Annotated in this window: 16 protein-coding genes; 2 read left to right on the top strand and 14 right to left on the bottom strand. The window is 42.4% G+C overall.

Annotation, left to right across the window (positions count from 1 at the left end; translation table 11 throughout):
* Nucleotide 1 precedes the first annotated feature (1 nt).
* From prmA to gpr, 10 genes are all read right to left on the bottom strand, one after another.
* On the bottom strand, nucleotides 2-934 hold the full coding sequence (gene prmA, locus HUS26_RS04925; RefSeq protein WP_173916096.1) for a 50S ribosomal protein L11 methyltransferase: 933 nt from the start codon (nucleotides 932-934) through the stop codon (nucleotides 2-4).
* Nucleotides 935-1,019: 85 nt separating this feature from the next.
* On the bottom strand, nucleotides 1,020-2,147 hold the full coding sequence (dnaJ, locus tag HUS26_RS04920) for a molecular chaperone DnaJ (RefSeq protein WP_173916095.1): 1,128 nt from the start codon (nucleotides 2,145-2,147) through the stop codon (nucleotides 1,020-1,022).
* 142 nt (nucleotides 2,148-2,289) lie between these two features.
* Nucleotides 2,290-4,116, bottom strand: coding sequence for a molecular chaperone DnaK (gene dnaK / locus HUS26_RS04915; RefSeq protein ID WP_173916094.1), 1,827 nt, complete (start codon nucleotides 4,114-4,116; stop codon nucleotides 2,290-2,292).
* A gap of 29 nt (nucleotides 4,117-4,145) precedes the next feature.
* On the bottom strand, nucleotides 4,146-4,715 hold the full coding sequence (grpE, locus tag HUS26_RS04910) for a nucleotide exchange factor GrpE (RefSeq protein ID WP_173916093.1): 570 nt from the start codon (nucleotides 4,713-4,715) through the stop codon (nucleotides 4,146-4,148).
* Nucleotides 4,716-4,840: 125 nt separating this feature from the next.
* On the bottom strand, nucleotides 4,841-5,863 hold the full coding sequence (gene hrcA / locus HUS26_RS04905; RefSeq protein ID WP_173916092.1) for a heat-inducible transcriptional repressor HrcA: 1,023 nt from the start codon (nucleotides 5,861-5,863) through the stop codon (nucleotides 4,841-4,843).
* 93 nt (nucleotides 5,864-5,956) lie between these two features.
* A complete protein-coding gene (hemW, locus tag HUS26_RS04900; RefSeq protein ID WP_173916091.1) occupies nucleotides 5,957-7,096 on the bottom strand; it encodes a radical SAM family heme chaperone HemW in 1,140 nt (379 codons plus the stop codon).
* 68 nt (nucleotides 7,097-7,164) lie between these two features.
* On the bottom strand, nucleotides 7,165-8,979 hold the full coding sequence (lepA, locus tag HUS26_RS04895; protein ID WP_173916090.1) for a translation elongation factor 4: 1,815 nt from the start codon (nucleotides 8,977-8,979) through the stop codon (nucleotides 7,165-7,167).
* 119 nt (nucleotides 8,980-9,098) lie between these two features.
* Nucleotides 9,099-9,353 (bottom strand): hypothetical protein, encoded by a 255-nt coding sequence (locus HUS26_RS04890; protein ID WP_173916089.1) that lies wholly within the window; start codon nucleotides 9,351-9,353, stop codon nucleotides 9,099-9,101.
* Between the two features lie 12 nt (nucleotides 9,354-9,365).
* Entirely contained in the window at nucleotides 9,366-10,517 is a 1,152-nt protein-coding gene (spoIIP, locus tag HUS26_RS04885; RefSeq protein ID WP_173916088.1) for a stage II sporulation protein P, read from the bottom strand.
* A gap of 81 nt (nucleotides 10,518-10,598) precedes the next feature.
* Complete coding sequence (gpr, locus tag HUS26_RS04880) at nucleotides 10,599-11,696, bottom strand: GPR endopeptidase (protein ID WP_173916087.1); 1,098 nt, start codon at nucleotides 11,694-11,696, stop codon at nucleotides 10,599-10,601.
* Between the two features lie 153 nt (nucleotides 11,697-11,849).
* Here gpr and rpsT point away from each other — a divergent pair, with 153 nt between their 5' ends.
* Nucleotides 11,850-12,110, top strand: a complete 261-nt coding sequence (rpsT, locus tag HUS26_RS04875; RefSeq protein WP_173916086.1) for a 30S ribosomal protein S20 — start codon at nucleotides 11,850-11,852, stop codon at nucleotides 12,108-12,110.
* A gap of 177 nt (nucleotides 12,111-12,287) precedes the next feature.
* Here the strand turns inward: rpsT and holA are convergent, their stop codons facing one another.
* On the bottom strand, nucleotides 12,288-13,289 hold the full coding sequence (gene holA, locus HUS26_RS04870; protein WP_173916085.1) for a DNA polymerase III subunit delta: 1,002 nt from the start codon (nucleotides 13,287-13,289) through the stop codon (nucleotides 12,288-12,290).
* Between the two features lie 330 nt (nucleotides 13,290-13,619).
* Here holA and HUS26_RS04865 point away from each other — a divergent pair, with 330 nt between their 5' ends.
* Nucleotides 13,620-13,754 carry a YqzM family protein gene (locus tag HUS26_RS04865; protein WP_173916084.1) on the top strand — a complete coding sequence of 45 codons (135 nt, stop codon included), beginning with the start codon at nucleotides 13,620-13,622 and terminating at the stop codon, nucleotides 13,752-13,754.
* A 43-nt stretch (nucleotides 13,755-13,797) separates the two neighbouring features.
* Here HUS26_RS04865 and HUS26_RS04860 read toward each other — a convergent pair whose 3' ends face one another.
* From HUS26_RS04860 to HUS26_RS04850, 3 genes are all read right to left on the bottom strand, one after another.
* The gene (locus tag HUS26_RS04860; protein WP_173916083.1) at nucleotides 13,798-16,065 is read right to left on the bottom strand and encodes a DNA internalization-related competence protein ComEC/Rec2; all 2,268 of its coding nucleotides are present in this window, start codon (nucleotides 16,063-16,065) and stop codon (nucleotides 13,798-13,800) included.
* The gene (locus HUS26_RS04855; RefSeq protein WP_173916082.1) at nucleotides 16,062-16,640 is read right to left on the bottom strand and encodes a ComE operon protein 2; all 579 of its coding nucleotides are present in this window, start codon (nucleotides 16,638-16,640) and stop codon (nucleotides 16,062-16,064) included. Before HUS26_RS04855 ends, HUS26_RS04860 begins: the two co-directional genes overlap by 4 nt.
* A gap of 76 nt (nucleotides 16,641-16,716) precedes the next feature.
* The gene (locus HUS26_RS04850) at nucleotides 16,717-17,292 is read right to left on the bottom strand and encodes a ComEA family DNA-binding protein (RefSeq protein WP_173916081.1); all 576 of its coding nucleotides are present in this window, start codon (nucleotides 17,290-17,292) and stop codon (nucleotides 16,717-16,719) included.
* Nucleotides 17,293-17,360 lie beyond the last annotated feature (68 nt).

The raw sequence follows: 17,360 nt of genomic DNA, 5'->3' as shown, positions 1-17,360 counted from the left end.
TTTACTTCTTCGCGATAATAGAAATCCAGTCTTCCATTTTATTGGTTTCTACGATTTCAAAACCTGCTTCAGCCAGGCGCCCTGTAACGAGATCCTTTTTACCGGAAATAATGCCTGAAGTAATAAAATAACCATCTTTTTTAAGCAGGCGGTACGCATCATCTACAAACTGAACGATGATTTCAGCAAGAATATTGGAAACAATTAAATCAGGCTTTATTTCTACATCATTCAATAAATTATTTTTCTGTGATGTAATCTGGTGCTGCACCTGGTTGAGTTCTGCATTATTTTTTGTGCTGTTCACAGCCACTTCATCCAAGTCATAGGCATGGACGTGCTGCGCACCGAGTAATACAGAAGCAACACTTAAAATCCCGGACCCTGCTCCGACATCTAATACCACATCATCTTTATTTAAATATTGCTCAAGCGCCTGAATACTTAATACAGTTGTAGGGTGGGTTCCCGTTCCAAACGCCATCCCGGGATCCATTTCAATGATGATTTCATCACTTGAAACAGGGGTGTAGTCTTCCCATGTAGGGATAATAGTGATCTGTTCAGAAATTTTGACGGGCTTATAGTACTTTTTCCACGCAGTGGCCCAGTCTTCTTCATGAATCTCACTAAGAGTTACATTATTTTTTCCAATATCTATGTTATAAAGTTTCAAGTTCGTAACTGACTGCTTGATAGAATCGACAGTTTCCCCAAGGAAACTGTTCATCTGTAAGTATGCTTTGACATATACGCCTTCCTTCGGATAATCCTCCGGATTTAGCTCATATATTTCTCCAAGTCCCGTTTCTTCTTTAATCATATCCCGCGGATCTTCAATTACTACACCGCTGGCTCCGGCCTCATGGAGAATATTAGATACCGGCTCGATGGCTTCATTAGTCGTATGGATACAAATTTCAGACCATTTCATATCGTTCACTCATTCCTTTATAAGGATTTGCCTTTAAAAAAGAAGTGTCTAGACTTTCCAAGACCTCATCTAGACACTTCCATCATTAGTCACCTTTAAATGCACGTTTCATTCTTTCAAAAAAATTACCATGCTGTTCATCTGTCGCTTCATTGCCGCTGATTTCATTAAACTCTCTAAGAAGCTCTTTCTGGCGATCTGTCAGCTTCTCAGGAGTGATCACTCTGATTTTTACGTGCTGATCACCTTGTCCACGGCCGTGAACATTCGGAACCCCTTTATCTTTAAGACGGAAGGTTTTGCCCGTTTGTGTCCCAGCAGGAACTTTTAATTTTACTTTGCCATGCACAGTCGGCACTTCGATTTCATCACCTAGGGCTGCCTGTGCAAATGTAAGTGGCATTTCACAGAAAATGTGATCGCCGTCACGCTGATAGAACTCATGCGGCTGTACTCTGATAATGACAAACAGGTCTCCGGCAGGGCCGCCGTTTACTCCGGCTTCCCCTTTGCCAGGGACTCGAATCTGCTGTCCTTCATCAATACCGGCTGGAATATCAAGCTGGATTTTATTGCGCTTGGTGACGCGGCCGTCACCGCCGCAAGTATTACATTTGTCTTTAATAATATTACCGCTTCCTTGACAGTAATGACATACACGGCGATTTACAACGCGGCCGAAAGGTGTATTCTGTTCCTGATTGATTTGACCGCTTCCTTGACAATGGGAGCATGTCTCAGGCTTGGAACCAGCCTTCGCACCTGATCCATCACATGTTCCGCAAGTTTCTTCTGTAGGGATCTCCACCTCTGTGTTCTTTCCGAAGATCGCTTCTTCAAACGTCAAGGTCATTGAATACTGGAGGTCAGCACCTTTTCGTGGAGCATTCGGATCTCTGCGACGGCCACCGCCGCCAAAGAACATATCGAAAATATCTCCAAAGCCGCCGAAATCTTCTGCTCCGCCGCCGAATCCGCCAAATCCTTGGCCTTGAGGGCCGGCATGACCAAATTGATCATACTGAGCTCGTTTCTGCTGATCACTTAATGTTTCATAAGCTTCTTTTGCTTCCTTAAACTTCTCAGAAGCGTTTTCTTCTTCACTTACGTCTGGGTGATATTTACGTGCCATCTTACGGTATGCTTTCTTAATTTCCTCTTTCGAAGCATCCTTAGAGACACCCAAAACGTCGTAATAATCACGTTTACTCACTTCTTGATCACTCTCCCGGGCTCTGTTACATAAGGTTTATATTAACATTCACAAACCTGTTCAAGCAACTTATTATCTAGAGGCTTACGTGAAAAAAGTCAAAGCCAAGTATGACCTGACTTTGACTTTCACTTTTTACCTCTTACTTCTTGTCGTCTTCATTTACTTCTTCGTAATCAGCGTCGACTACATCGTCTTCTGCACTGCCTTGCTCTCCCTGAGCGGCCTGTGCCTGCTGCTGAGCCTGCTCGTAAAGCTTAACAGAAAGGTTTTGAACTAGCTCTTGAAGAGCTTCTTTTTTCTCTTTAATCGCTTCAATATCATCGCCTTCTAGAGCAGATTTAAGTTCTTCCTTCGCTGATTCAGCTTTTTCTTTTTCTTCCTCAGATACTTGATCGCCTAGATCTTTGATCGTCTTATCTGTAGTGAAGACAAGCTGGTCTGCTTCGTTGCGAAGCTCAATTTCTTCACGTTTCTTCTTATCGGCTTCAGCATTTTCTTCAGCCTGGCGTACCATTTCTTCTACTTCGTCATCAGAAAGGCCGGAAGAAGATTTGATCGTGATGGACTGTTCTTTATTCGTACCCATGTCTTTCGCACGTACGTTAACAATACCGTTAGCATCAATATCGAAGCTCACTTCGATTTGAGGTACTCCGCGCGGTGCCGGCGGGATATCCGTCAGCTGGAAGCGGCCCAGAGTTTTGTTATCCTGCGCCATTTCACGCTCCCCTTGAAGGACGTGAATATCTACGGCTGTCTGGTTGTCAGCAGCTGTAGAGAATACCTGTGAATGGCTTGTAGGAATTGTTGTGTTACGCTCGATAAGTTTTGTGGTAACTCCTCCCATTGTTTCAATACCAAGGGACAGTGGTGTAACGTCAAGAAGCACAACATCTTTAACGTCTCCTTGAAGTACTCCACCTTGGATAGAAGCACCAAGTGCTACTACTTCATCAGGGTTAACGCCTTTAGACGGCTCTTTTCCTACTTCTTTCTTGATTGCTTCCTGTACGGCAGGAATACGAGTAGAACCACCGACAAGGATGACTTTGTGGATTTCGCTTGCGCTTAGTTCCGCATCTTTAATTGCCTGACGAGTCGGTTTCATTGAACGCTCGATAAGATCAGAAGCTAATTCTTCAAACTTAGCACGAGTTAATGTCATTTCTAAGTGAAGAGGACCTGCTTCTCCAGCGGTGATAAATGGAAGCGAGATTTGAGTCTGCGCTACACCGGAAAGGTCTTTTTTAGCTTTCTCAGCTGCATCTTTCAAACGCTGCTTCGCCATTTTATCCTGGGAAAGGTCGATGCCGTTTTCTTTTTTGAATTCAGCTACCATATGATCGATGATCACTTCGTCAAAGTCGTCACCGCCAAGACGGTTGTCACCGGCAGTCGCAACTACTTCGAAGGTACCTTCACCGATATCAAGAATGGATACATCAAATGTACCTCCGCCAAGATCATAAACTAGAATTGTCTGATCCTGGTCTTCTTTGTCAATACCGTAAGCCAATGCAGCAGCTGTAGGCTCGTTAATAATACGTTCAACTTCCAATCCTGCAATTTTACCAGCATCTTTAGTTGCCTGGCGTTCAGCATCGTTAAAGTATGCAGGAACGGTAATCACTGCTTTCTCTACTGTTTCGCCAAGATAGTCTTCTGCATAACCTTTAATGTACTGCAGGATAATCGCAGAAACTTCCTGAGGCGTATATTCTTTTCCTTCTACTTCCACTTTGTAGTCAGTACCCATGTGGCGTTTAACAGAAAGAATTGTATTAGGGTTAGTAATAGCCTGACGTTTAGCTACCTCACCAACCTGACGTTCTCCGTTTTTAAATGCCACAGCAGAAGGAGTTGTACGGTTACCTTCCGGGTTAGGGATAACCTTCGCTTCTCCACCTTCCATAACTGCTACACAAGAATTTGTTGTACCTAAGTCAATTCCAATGATCTTACTCATAAATCATATCCTCCTCTACAAAATTCAAATTATTGATTCACTTTAACCATAGCCGGGCGGATAACCCGATCTTTTAATCGATAGCCTTTTTGCAGCTGCTCGACTACTACGTTGGATTCAAAGTTATCATCTTCCACCTGCATCACAGCCTGATGTAAGTGAGGGTCAAACTCTTCCCCTTCAGCCGGGATCTCTTCGACCCCTTCCTTTTCAAGAGCGGCCTGGAACTGGCTGTAAACCATCTTCATGCCGCTTGCAAGGTTCTGAGCTGCATCCCCCTCAATTTCAACCTGCAAGGCTCTCTCAAAGTTATCAAGTACGGGGATTAGTTCTTCCACTAAGGATTGAGATCTATATTTTCTATCAGCCTCTTTTTCTTTTTGAGTGCGGCGACGGAAATTATCATAATCAGCTTGAAGTCGAAGGAGACGATTTTGCAATTCATCTTTTTCTTCCTGAAGCTGGTTTAATTCAGTCTGTTCTTCACCCTCTGCTTCCACCGTTTGTTCATTGGCAGATTCAGTTTCTTTCTCATTTAATTCTTCATTTTCTTTTGGATCGATTACTTCCTGTTCATTTTCTTGTTTGTTTTCCTGCATCCGTTACACCTCCTTGATACCATTACACCGTTATTGAATATAACATGATTATATATCCTAAAAAAAGCAAAAGACAAAAAGAAGCGATGGAGATCACCCTCCATCTAAAGTTGATTTCTATAAAATCAGTACCATTCCTTGAATGTATTTGTCATTTGCCTGGATAAAACGTTCAGTAAGGAAATGCCTCGATTATATTCCATTCTCGTAGGCCCAAGCAGGGCAATCGTCCCTACTTGTTCATTCCCCAGTGTATAGCTGGCAGTAATCAGGCTGCAGTTCTGCATCTCATCCACCTGATTTTCATGCCCAATTCGAATGTGAAGGCCCTGCTCATTTGAACGAAGCAGGCTGGCCATTTCATTTTCTCTTTCAATGATGGCGTAAAGGGAACGCACCTTCTCTAAATCTTTAAATTCCGGCTGCATCAATATGTTGGTTTTGCCGCCGATATACAGTTTCGTCTGATGGTCATCCAACAGGGCTGCCTGAAGATAAGAAAAGGCCTGTTCATGCTCATCTGTGTGCTCTCTTATTAGATCATATATCTCAGTCTGCAGCTTCTCATAGAGCTTCACGAGAGGAACACCTTTAAGACGGTCATTTAATATGTTCACCATCTTTTCCAGCTGCGAAGGCTTAATTTCAACAGGAATTGTAAAAGTCCTGTGCTCCACATGACCTGTATCCGTGACGAGAATGGCAATAGCAGACTGTTCATTTAAAGGAACGATCTGCAGCTGTTTAAGCTTAGTTTCAAACACTTCAGGTCCAAGAATGATAGAGGTATAGTTCGTCAATTCCGAAAGAATCCCAGCAGACTTTTGGACAACTCTCTCAAATTCCATCATTCTATCCTGAAACGCCCGCTCGATTGTATGCATTTCCCGTTTGGATAATTGAAGAGGCGATAATAAATGATCGACATAGAAACGATACCCTTTTTCAGATGGGACTCGGCCGGATGATGAATGGGTTTTTTCAAGGAAGCCCAATTCTTCAAGATCCGCCATTTCATTCCTTACTGTAGCCGGGCTGTGATTAATTTCTTCTTTTTTAGCAATGGATCTAGATCCTACTGGCTGAGCCGTCAAGATAAAATCATCAATTATGACTTGCAAAATTAACAATTGTCTATCCGTTAGCATCATAATCACCTCTGTTAGCACTCGGATAAGCTGAGTGCTAAATCTAATAATAAATTATCAAAAGGCATCATTGATGTCAATGGATATCCTCTATTATGAATCGATTAAAAATTCCTGAAAAACTTCGTTACCGAGAATCTTCCCTTTATCGGTTAAAAAAACCCTCTGATTGGATTGACTGATCAGTCCTCTTTGTTCAAGGAGCAGAATAGCAGAGCCGAAAACTTCCTTCATCGGTCGGTCAAATTTTTTCTCAAACCTATCCATTGATACACCTTCTGCCTTGCGAAGTCCAAGAAACATCTCTTCTTCCATCCGTTCTTTTTCTCCCACCGGCTCTTCGTGTAAAATTGGACGGCCATCAGCCAGCGCTTTTTTCACATAGGCAGGGAGAGGCCGAATGTTGATCGTCCGAACTCCTGGAAGGTAGCCATGGGAACCGGCGCCAATTCCATAATAATATTCATTATTCCAGTATGTCAGATTATGCTGGCTTTCATAGCCCGGTTTGGCAAAATTACTGATTTCGTATTGACTTACTCCTGCAGCTGACAGCTTTCTTTGCAAAAGTTCGTACATTTCAGCTTCGTCATCCTCCGGCGGTTTCACAAGCTTCCCTTTTTTATAGCGATTGTAAAACACGGTTTTCGGTTCAATTTGCAGCGAGTATGAAGAGTAGTGCGGAAGGTTGAACTGCAATGCTTCTTCAATCGTTTTTTCAAAGTCGGACACCGTCTGTCCGGGCAGGGCATACATCAGATCAATGCTTATATTCGTCAGACCTTCATTAAGAAGCCTGTCCACGTTCGTATAGACATCTTTCACACGGTGTACGCGGCCGATCTTCTCTAACATTTTGTCATCAAAAACCTGTACCCCTAAAGAAATCCGGTTAACCCCATAATCTTTTAACAGTTTCACCTTTTCTTTATCAAGGTCGCCTGGATTCGCTTCAAACGTATATTCCCTGCATTTATCAATCGCAAAGTGCTGATCGATCATTTCAAGCAGCCGCTTTAATTGAGGGGCGGTCAGTGCGGTAGGTGTCCCTCCGCCGACGAAAATCGTCTCCAGCACTTCCTTATCACCCGGAACGTAAGTGTGTATTTCTTTCTCGAGCGCCTTTAAATATTCATCAGCTAATTGTTCATTATAAAAAAACTTCGTGAAATCGCAATAATGACAGATCTGCTGGCAAAAAGGAATATGAATATAGGCGGATGAAATATTCATCGTTAACAACCTTTCATAAGGAAAACCGCAAGAGAGTTACTCCTTGCGGCTCCATCCTATTAGTTCTATTAATCTTCGTCAATTTCCAATACGGACATAAACGCTTCCTGCGGCACTTCAACAGAGCCCACCATCTTCATGCGCTTTTTCCCTTCTTTTTGCTTTTCAAGAAGTTTACGCTTACGGGAAATATCTCCCCCGTAACACTTAGATAGTACGTTCTTTCTCATCGCTTTAATCGTCGTACGGGCTACGATCTTGTTCCCAATAGCAGCCTGTACAGGAACTTCAAACTGCTGGCGTGGTATTAACTTTTTCAGTTTTTCAGCAATCAACTTGCCTCGCTCATAGGCGAAATCCCTATGAACAATAAAGGACAGAGCATCAATCGTGTCCCCGTTTAAGAGGATATCCATTTTTACAAGGTTGGACGCACGGTAGCCGACTAATTCATAGTCGAAAGATGCATAACCTTTTGTCTGAGATTTCAAGGAATCGAAAAAGTCATAAACAATTTCTGAAAGCGGGATCTCATAAACGATATTTACACGATTATCGTCAAGATACTGCATATCTACAAAATTACCGCGTTTTCTCTGGCAGATTTCCATAACTGGACCGACGTAATCATTTGGAACCATAATTGTTGCTTTTACATAAGGTTCTTTTACTTCAGCCACTTTTTGGTTATCAGGCATTTGAGAAGGGTTATCGACATCGATTTCTTCTCCATCCGTTAAACTGACCTTATAAATTACACTCGGTGCAGTCGTAATAAGATCAATCTTATATTCACGCTCGATCCGCTCCTGGATAATCTCCATGTGAAGCATCCCTAGAAATCCGCAGCGAAAGCCAAATCCAAGCGCCTGCGAAGTCTCCGGCTCAAATTGGAGAGATGAATCGTTTAGTTCAAGTCTCTCAAGCGCGTCTCTTAAATCATTATAGTTCGCGGCATCTACAGGGTAAAGACCGCAGAACACCATAGGATTAAGTCTTTTATATCCCGGGAGCGGCTCGGCGGCCGGGCGGTTTGCTAACGTTATGGTGTCCCCGACTTCTGTATCTCCGATATTCTTAATCGAAGCGGAAAGATATCCTACATCCCCGACATTCAGCTCTTTTAACGGAGTCGGCGTCGGCTTGAACACTCCTACTTCGTTAACTTCGAACTCTTTGCCTGTTGCCATCATCTTGATTTTATCACCGATTTTCACAGAACCTTCACGCACACAAGTATACGCAACTACCCCGCGGTAAGAATCGTATAAAGAGTCAAAGATCAAAGCTTTAAGAGGATCATCGGGATTACCGCCTGGTGCCGGAATATCCGTTACGACCCGCTCTAAAATCTCATCAATTCCTACTCCTTCTTTAGCAGAAGCAAGAATAGCCTGTGAAGCATCAATGCCGATCACATCTTCAATTTCTTGTTTGATACGTTCAGGATCGGCTCCCGGCAAATCAATTTTATTGATAACAGGAATAATCTCCAGGTCGTTCTCCATAGCAAGATAAACATTAGCTAACGTCTGTGCTTCAATCCCTTGAGCGGCATCAACTACGAGAATAGCCCCTTCACACGCAGCAAGACTCCGGGACACTTCGTATGTAAAATCGACATGTCCAGGTGTATCAATTAAATGGAACGTATATTCCTTATTATCTTTTGCTTGATAATTTAATTGAACAGCATTCAATTTGATGGTAATTCCACGTTCTCTTTCTAAATCCATCGCATCTAAGAACTGTTCTTTCATTTCGCGTTGGGTTAACGCGTTTGTTTTCTCAAGGATTCGGTCAGCAAGCGTCGATTTTCCGTGATCAATATGGGCGATAATCGAAAAGTTGCGCACCCTCTCCTGGTTTGGCTGGGTTTTCATCCTTCATCACTCCTACTTTCTACGACACAAATGTCTAGGTTGATTATAGCAATAGGAGAGCAGGGATTCAATCTAAAGCAAAATAAAGCGCTGGCTGATTTCAGCCAGCACCTTACACTTCACCCTTTAGCAAATCCATAGAGGAGCATTAGGAATACGTCAAAGCTTCTGCTTACTCCTTCTCCTACTCCAACAGCCACTTCTGCGATAAAGGGGTCGTCTGACTTCACAGGGTCTGAGCAGCTGCCGGCTTCCTTTTCCTCCACAACTTCTATAACAGGTCCGCTCTCCACCGGGTGGCTCTGTTTGATTCCAAATAAGGCTCCTCCGGCAAACAGCAGCAGGCAGATCATGATCAATATAATACCTCTCATTTCTGCTCCTCCTTATTCCCCGCCGGATACTTTTTCAGCTTCAAAATAGTACTCACTGAATACTTCGGCAATGACACCGGTTGTTAAGTAGGTTTCTTCAAGGCTGTTATAAACACCGCCGAATTCAATCAGTACCGCATTTCCGGATAAATCCTGATTATACTTTCCGTCTACTCCGCTTCCTTTCTTTGTCAATACGCCGCGGCTCAGACCTGGATATTTTTCTTCCAGCATTTTATGCAGGTCTGTAGCGATCTTTAAGTTCTTTTCATACTCTGGGTGCTTCGCTCCGACAACAAATATTGTTCTTGCATAAGACTTTCCATCAATTTCTTTCGTAGTAACTTCCCTAGGTACATTATCTCTATGAAGATCAAAGATATATTTGATTTGGTTACCATCCGTTGACATAACTTCCTGGACTATTTCTCTTGAAGCTTCATAAGCACCTATACCTTTCTGCTGAGCGGCTGTTGTAATGTCAGACGTATCTACTTCTGCACCAATTCCACGATTTTCTAATTCTTTTCCTAGACGAGCTCCCACTTTCGTGATATTTACCTCATCGTGATAAGCATGCTGCGTTCCCTCAGGCAGCTGCGGGAAGAAGGACTCACGGTTATGGGTATGGTAGATAAATACACTGTCTTCCTTAATATCCTGGTCTTCCTGCGGCGGTGTTTCTTCTTCCTGCTCCTCATGATCCACTGCTTCTCTGTCTTCTAACACAATATCCAGCGGCGGCTGAGACTCATAAGGTAAATTCGTATAATCTGTACCTTCACCTGCGATTATGATTTCACTATTGTAAGAAGACAGCCCTGGGATCTCCCGTCCCAGCAAGCTGCGTAAATCGTTTGGTTTAATGCTGGTTAAGAGCTGGAAAGATAGAGAGGATAAACCCGGCAGCTTTTTCTCTTGCGGGTGTGCCTTAGCGAAAACCTTGTTTTCTGCTTCAAAGAAATAAATAAACGAGCTTCCGTCCAATTGTGTCGTAAAGTTCTGGATCGTGGATGAGTAGAGTTTATATGTAGATTTTGCCCCGGTTAGTATACCGATCCCGATAAATAAAAGGAGAAGGATAGACATAGCTGAAGCTCCCCAAAATGTCCACCTTCTAATTATAAGATTTTGCTTATTCTCCCACTTTCGTATAGGCCCCATCGATTATTCCTCCTATTATGGACTCTACTAATCCATATGAGAGGAAAAATAATAATAGAACGTGTAAGCTCTTAAAATATATTAAAATCTCGTATAAGAGGAAGCTTCGCCTTCGTCAATTTCTTTATGGAGAGCGCTGTTAATTCCCGACGCAATTACGTATGCCATATCCTGAACGAAAGAATCCACCTCTTTAGGAGTTACCATTAAATTGTGGCCAAGAGGGGTTAGAACTTCTTTAATAAGCTGTTTCTTTTCTTCCGTCCCGAGCTGTCCTATCATTCCTAGTACGGCTTTTCTCTTTTCTTCTCCAGGCATATCTTCCTCAGTCAGTGTCTTTCTCTCAAACGGATTAATAGCCGGAGAAAGTACATTAGAAGGACTGTTCTTCTCCTTCCACTCCCTTCCGAAGTGCTTAAGCATATAGTCAATACTGTCATTAGTAATTGTTACAGCATCTACGACAGTCGGCACACCGATGGAGATAACTGGAATTCCATATGTCTCTTTACTGATTTCCTTCCGCTTATTTCCTACACCTGAACCAGGGTGTATCCCTGTATCAGAAAGCTGAATCGTAGCGTTAATCCGATTGATGGAGCGAGAGGCGAGAGCGTCCACAGCAATGACAAAGTCAGGATTGATCTCATGAATGATGCCATGAATCATATCGCTTGTTTCAATACCTGTAACTCCCATAACTCCCGGTGCTACAGCTGAAACCGGCCGGTAGCCTTCTGCTACAGTATCCGGCTGCAGCTTAAACAAATGGCTGGTTACGAGCACTTCATTCATAACAAGAGGTCCAATTGCATCTGGAGTGACCTGCTGGTTTCCAAGCCCTACAATTAAACAGCTGTCTGTTTCTTTAATTCCGCAAAGCTCCATGACCTTAACGAGCTGTCGTGACAAACACGCAGCCAATTCGACCTGCAGCTCAGTGTCCTGCTTTCGGATGGCAAGGGATTCCAACGTAATATAATTTCCCGCTTTTTTCCCAATCCGCTCCGCTCCTGCTTCATCGACTTTTACATAAGTTAATGTAATATTACCTACACTTTCTTCATCAACGGTCACGCCATCGCCCGGCTGACTCTTGTCCTGCTCAGGGTGAACCCTCATTTCCTGAGCTTCTAAAGCTAAATCTGTCCGAACCGAATATTCCTCATTATTTGGCATTTTTTCTACCTCCTTAACGATAATTTTTCCTACCGAAACGGAAACTATACGAAGGAAGAAGCAGAAAGCTATTGAAAACAAGCGTCCGCTTTGGTAAAATGTCTCTTGTTCGACATGAACGAGTTTGATTGTTTTTACCTAGGAGGTGAAACCATGCCTAACATTAAATCAGCAAAAAAACGTGTACGTGTAAATAATGATGCTCGCGCTCTTAACGCAGCTTTCAAATCTGATATGCGTACTGCCGTTAAACGTGTAGAAAAGTTAACTGCAAGCAAAGAAGCGGATCAAGCGAAAGAAGCTTTAACTGTTGCTGTTAAGAAAATTGATAAAGCGGTAAAACGCGGTGCTCTTCATAAAAATAACGGGAACCGCACGAAATCCCGCCTATCTAAAAAAGTTAATGCGCTTTAATGCTTAAAGTTTTTTATGACCAACACGCGATCCTTTTTCAAGGGTCGTTTTTATTTTTCGTCTTTTTGAGAAACCCTCAGGAGACTCACAGCTCTCTTTATTTTCTATACATGTTAACATGTCATCTAACATAGCTTTAAAAAAGCCTTCCGAGTTAATAATTCGGAAGGCTTTTTTCTATACCTTTTGAGGTTTTTTAATATGGATCAGACGGTATAATAGCATTTCAAAGGTCAGCACTTTATCCATATGACCCTGCTTCATCATCAGATCGGCATCTGCAAGCTCCTGAATGATCTGATTGAGTTCTTCGTTTGTAAATCCTCTTTCTCTTTTCAGTGCCATCTTAATGACATAAGGATGGGACCTTATATAATCCCTCATTTTATTCTGAGCATATCCTTTTTGCTTTAATGTTTTCACCTGGCTGATAATTCTGAACTGTGAAGCTAATAAGGCGATCAGGGCAATAGGTTCTTCATTGGCCTTCAACAGATCTTTAAATAGTTTAACGGCCCGTCCTAAGTCCCTTTCCATAACAGCATCCACCATTTTTAAGCCGGAAGCTTCTGCACTATGGGATAGAAGATCCTCTGCAAGTTCACGCGTAACCACACCGCCTTCCCCTACATTTAGGGCCAGCTTCTCAATTTCCTTGCGAAGGGCTAACAGGTTGGTCCCAATTTCCTGTGCGAACAGTTCATGAATAGACTCTGGAATTGTTATATGTAAGTCATTGGCGATGGACTGAATCCATTTATCCATATCCCATTCCTTCACCGGCTGACACGGTATGATTTCTGCATGCTTCTTTAAGAGCTTAAAGACTTTTTTACGCTCGTCCACTTTTTCATAAGGGGCCACAATAATTAAAGTTGTATAATCAGCTGGGTGATTAACATAATCAACCAGAGCATCTGTATTGTGTTCAAATGGCAAGGCATCCGGCTTCGCTTTTAGAAAGACAGGATTATAAGCAATGACCATCTTTTTATCCCCCAGAAAGGGAAAAGTTTCCGCATCCGTTACTGCTTCTTCAACAGGAGTCTCTTCTAGATCATACTGCGAAATATTAAATTCCCGGTCTTCGGGAGGCAGAACAGATTCAATGATTTTATTTTTCTCTTCCTGAATCAGGTAATCCTCAGGTCCATATAATAAAAAAATACGTTTGGCCACAAAATGACTCCCTTCTTAAACAAAAATGCGGTGGTGTCCCATAAGAGGGGCATTTTGATTCTATTTTATGGTTGAACCAAGGTTCTGTCAAAATTACACCACCGCAAAAATCTATATAAACGCCACTTCTTCAGCCCCGGACGCTAAAAAAGCAAACGATATTTGTCTCCCTCATGAATATAGTGTGACCGCTTGAGTTAGAATTATCTGTGACAAGTCTTGCTAACTGAGGCAATGAATAAATTATTGAGGAAGAACAATTCTCTATAAAGAAAGTAGATTTTTAATGGGTTATCACTTATAATGTAAGTTGATATAGGAGGGGTAACAATGAATGAATTTAGAAAAGATATTCAATCTAAAACGAATGACGTCATTGATTCTGGAATCGGCTTTGTCGCTTCATTCGTATTCTTCTTCGTTATTTTCACGATCGGGGTAGTGTTTTCTGTTATCGGGCAATAATACTTAATCAATGAAGAGAAAAGGCTGCAGCTGCAGTCTTTTTTTAATGTCTTCTTTCCGCATTATACGGTAAGAAAGTTGAAAACGTTCCTCTTTCTTTTGTGAACTGAAACCTTACAGCGCCGTGCCAATCCGTCCTTAAAACAAGAATGTCCTGCATTTCGAGCAGCTCGACTATTTCCTCATGAGGGTGACCATAACGGTTATTGACTCCTGCTGATATTAAGGCTGCAGAAGGCTGAAGTTTCTTAAGCCATTCTTCCGACGTAGAAGTCCGACTCCCGTGGTGGGCAAGTTTTAGTACATCAGCCGTTAGCTGTGGATAGCTTTTTAATAATTTACTTTCTACCTCCTGTGAAATATCTCCGGTAAACAGCCATTTCTTCCCACCCAGTTCCACGTAAAGCACTAAGGAATTATCATTTTCCTCTAAATAATCCTCATCCGGATGAAGAACGTGGAAATTAACACCCGAAATGTCAATAATCTGGCCAGCCTCTAGAAATTCCTCGGTACCCGTTAAGGACTGATTAAATGGATGAGTAAATACGCTGCTGATTTCATAGTTGTTCAATAATTGGCCGGTACTTCCATTATGGTCCTGGTCTCCGTGAGAAATGAATAAAGCACCTATTGAGCGGATCCCTCTGGACTTAAGGTAAGGATGAATGATGTGATCAAAAGTGGCATCTTGATCATTTAAAAAAAGAGAAGGTCCCGCAGCATCGATCATAATAACGTTCCTCCTGTAGGGAAGCTCAATTATAAAAGTATCCCCCTGGCCGACATCAAGCATAGTAACTGTTCCTTTAGGCGTCACATAAGGAAGCAGCATATAGGAAACAATCACAGCTACTGAAAGTATAGAGAGTAAAAAAGCCTGACTTCTCTTCTTTTGACACCAGAAATACATCATGCCAAAAAAGCCCACCCAGTACATAAGCATCCATTCAATAGGAAGCTCACCGACGACCCATTGGAGATTAAAAATTTCCCAATGCTTCATCATGAAAAAAACAACCGCCTCATGAAACTGGTAAAATAGCCCAGATAGAAAAACCGTAGTGGATGGACCGATTATAAAGCTTATAATCACAAAGAGAAATAAAACCGGAATAACAAGCAGTGAGAAGTAAGGAACAAGAAGCAGATTCGCAAATAACGAAAAGGGGTTATACTGATAGAAGTAATGAAGCTGCAGCGGAAGGATCATCAGCTGGCTGATCAAGCTTATGGAAGCAGGCAATTTCCATGATTGTTGTTGTTTTAGTAGAGGAGCTGCCAGCACTAAGGCAAAAGTTACTAAAAAAGAAAACTGATAGCCGAGGTTGTGAAGGTAATAAGGATTCCATAGCAGAAGAAGACCCGCTGCCAAAGATAACACATCTGTAATTGGAAAGCGGAGTTTTCGCTGGATCAATAAAAAAAAAATCCCTGCCATAAAAGAAGCACGTAATACAGATGGTGCGCCGCCCGCTAAAAAACTATAGCAAGGCAAAATGATAACCAGCAGCCATCTTGTCTGCTCAAGTGCCACCCTTCCAGTTCGGTAAAACAAAAGATACAGTCCGCTGATGAAAAGTCCGATATGGAGTCCAGAAATTGCCAAGATATGAGATAAGCTGAACTCACGGAACCACTCAATGATTTCTTCATCAAGTAATGAAGTATCCCCAAAGATCAGGGCTGACGTCCAGGCAAACAATTCTTTGTCCATCGAATCGCTGACTTTGACGATGAGGGCCTCACGAGAAGCAAACAATTTTTGCAGCGCCCCTTTTCCTTCGCATTGGATCTCTTCCAAAGAAGTGATTAAACTCTGATACTGTATTCCTTGATTTTTCAAATACATACGATAATCAAACTGCCCGTAATTCCTCGCTTGCTCAGGAGATTTTACTTCTCCGCTAAAAAGGCATACTGCTCCATATTTCAATTGTTTTTTTACAGTCTGTACCTCTGAGTCAGACAGATCGCTGATAAGAAAAAGCAGCTGGATTTTATTGTGTGAAGGTGAATGATACAGGGTGGTCTGGATGGTGGAGGAGGATTCTTTTAAAGGGGAAATGATTTTTATATTCATAGGGGAAGATGACGGTTCAATCGGCAACAAAGAAGGTTTGGAAACGGAAAGAAGGGCTCCGGCCAAAAAGAAGATAAAGAGGCTTCCTTTCCATTTCCATGAAGAAATCCATAAACTAAGCCACGCTATTACAAAAGACAAAAGAATCAGCCTGTAAAACCCTTCCATTTCAAAAGCAGCCGCACCTGCTACAAAAGCAATAGCGGCCAGATGGTGGCGCCCTCTCATTTGATCGGTTGCTGATTGTTGTGGAAGAGCTGTTCGGCCTGTGCTTTCAGCTCGTCGATCTCGTCTGGTGCCGTGTTATTTTTTTCTAGTTTTTGTAGCAGTTCTTCTACAAAGGACTCGGTCTCATTTAACTTTTCCTGGTCAGAGGGCTGATGTTCCACTTTTACTTTTCTTACGCCTGCCTCATCTAACATCGCGACAGCATAAGGGTCGTTTCTGTAATCTTCACTATAATAGACAGCTTTTATTCCTGCCTGAATAATGGCCTTTGTACAGTGCAGACACGGAAAATGGGTAACGTAGATTTCCGCTCCTTCTGTGGCAACACCGAACTTTGCACATTGAATGATTGCGTTCATTTCCGCATGTATGGTTCGCACACAATGGCCATCAACGACGTAACAGCCTTCATCTATACAATGAATGCCCCCACTGACGCTTCCGTTATATCCGCCGGCAATCATCCGCTTATCCCTGACGATTACCGCACCAACAGCGAGGCGCTCGCACGTACTTCTTGATTTCAATAAATGACTTTGGGCCATAAAATAATGATTCCACGAGATCCGTTTCATAAACAGTTCTCCTTTTTTATGTATTTTAATGATTGTTTTTAGTGTACCCTGCTCTAATATTAACCGTCAATTTATCTTAAGGAATTTGGATCATTTCTTTCATCTGCTCCAAAGTCTTCTCTCCAATCCCCGGGACTTCCAACAGATCTTCAATCGATTGAAATCCTCCGGTGTCATCCCTGTATTGAACGATCGCTTCTGCTTTTGACGGACCAATTCCAGGAAGCTTCTGAATTTCCTCAGGAGTCGCCCGATTCACTGCCACTTTATCACTAGAAGCTTCCGCTCCACCACTACTCTGCTGATCGATGGATAAAACTAAAATGACCATTTCATCCTGAAGCTTTTGGGCAAGGTTGACGCTGTTTCTATCAGCTGTATCAGTAAAACCTCCCGCTTTGTTTACAGCATCATTCACTCTTGTGCCCTGCTCCATCTCATATATTCCCGGGCGGCTGACTTCTCCCTTTACATCTACCATCCACTGTTCCCCTTTATCATGAGGCATCTCTTCAAACGAGGCTTCCTTCGTCTCTTCAGCCACTTTATGTTCTCCAAGTGCTGCTTCATTGTTTTCTGACGGAAAATAGTAAATGAATGCGGCAATAGCCGGAATCAGCAGGAGCCAGCCGTACTTTCTCAGCAAAGACATAAATATAATTCTCCTTTCATATTTTGAACATTATTGAATAAAGTGATTAGGTAAACATTTAGGAGGGA

It is taken from the genome of Halobacillus sp. Marseille-Q1614, assembly GCF_902809865.1.
Lineage (GTDB): Bacteria > Bacillota > Bacilli > Bacillales > Halobacillaceae > Halobacillus_A.
This window is presented reverse-complemented; position numbering and strand designations above follow the sequence as displayed.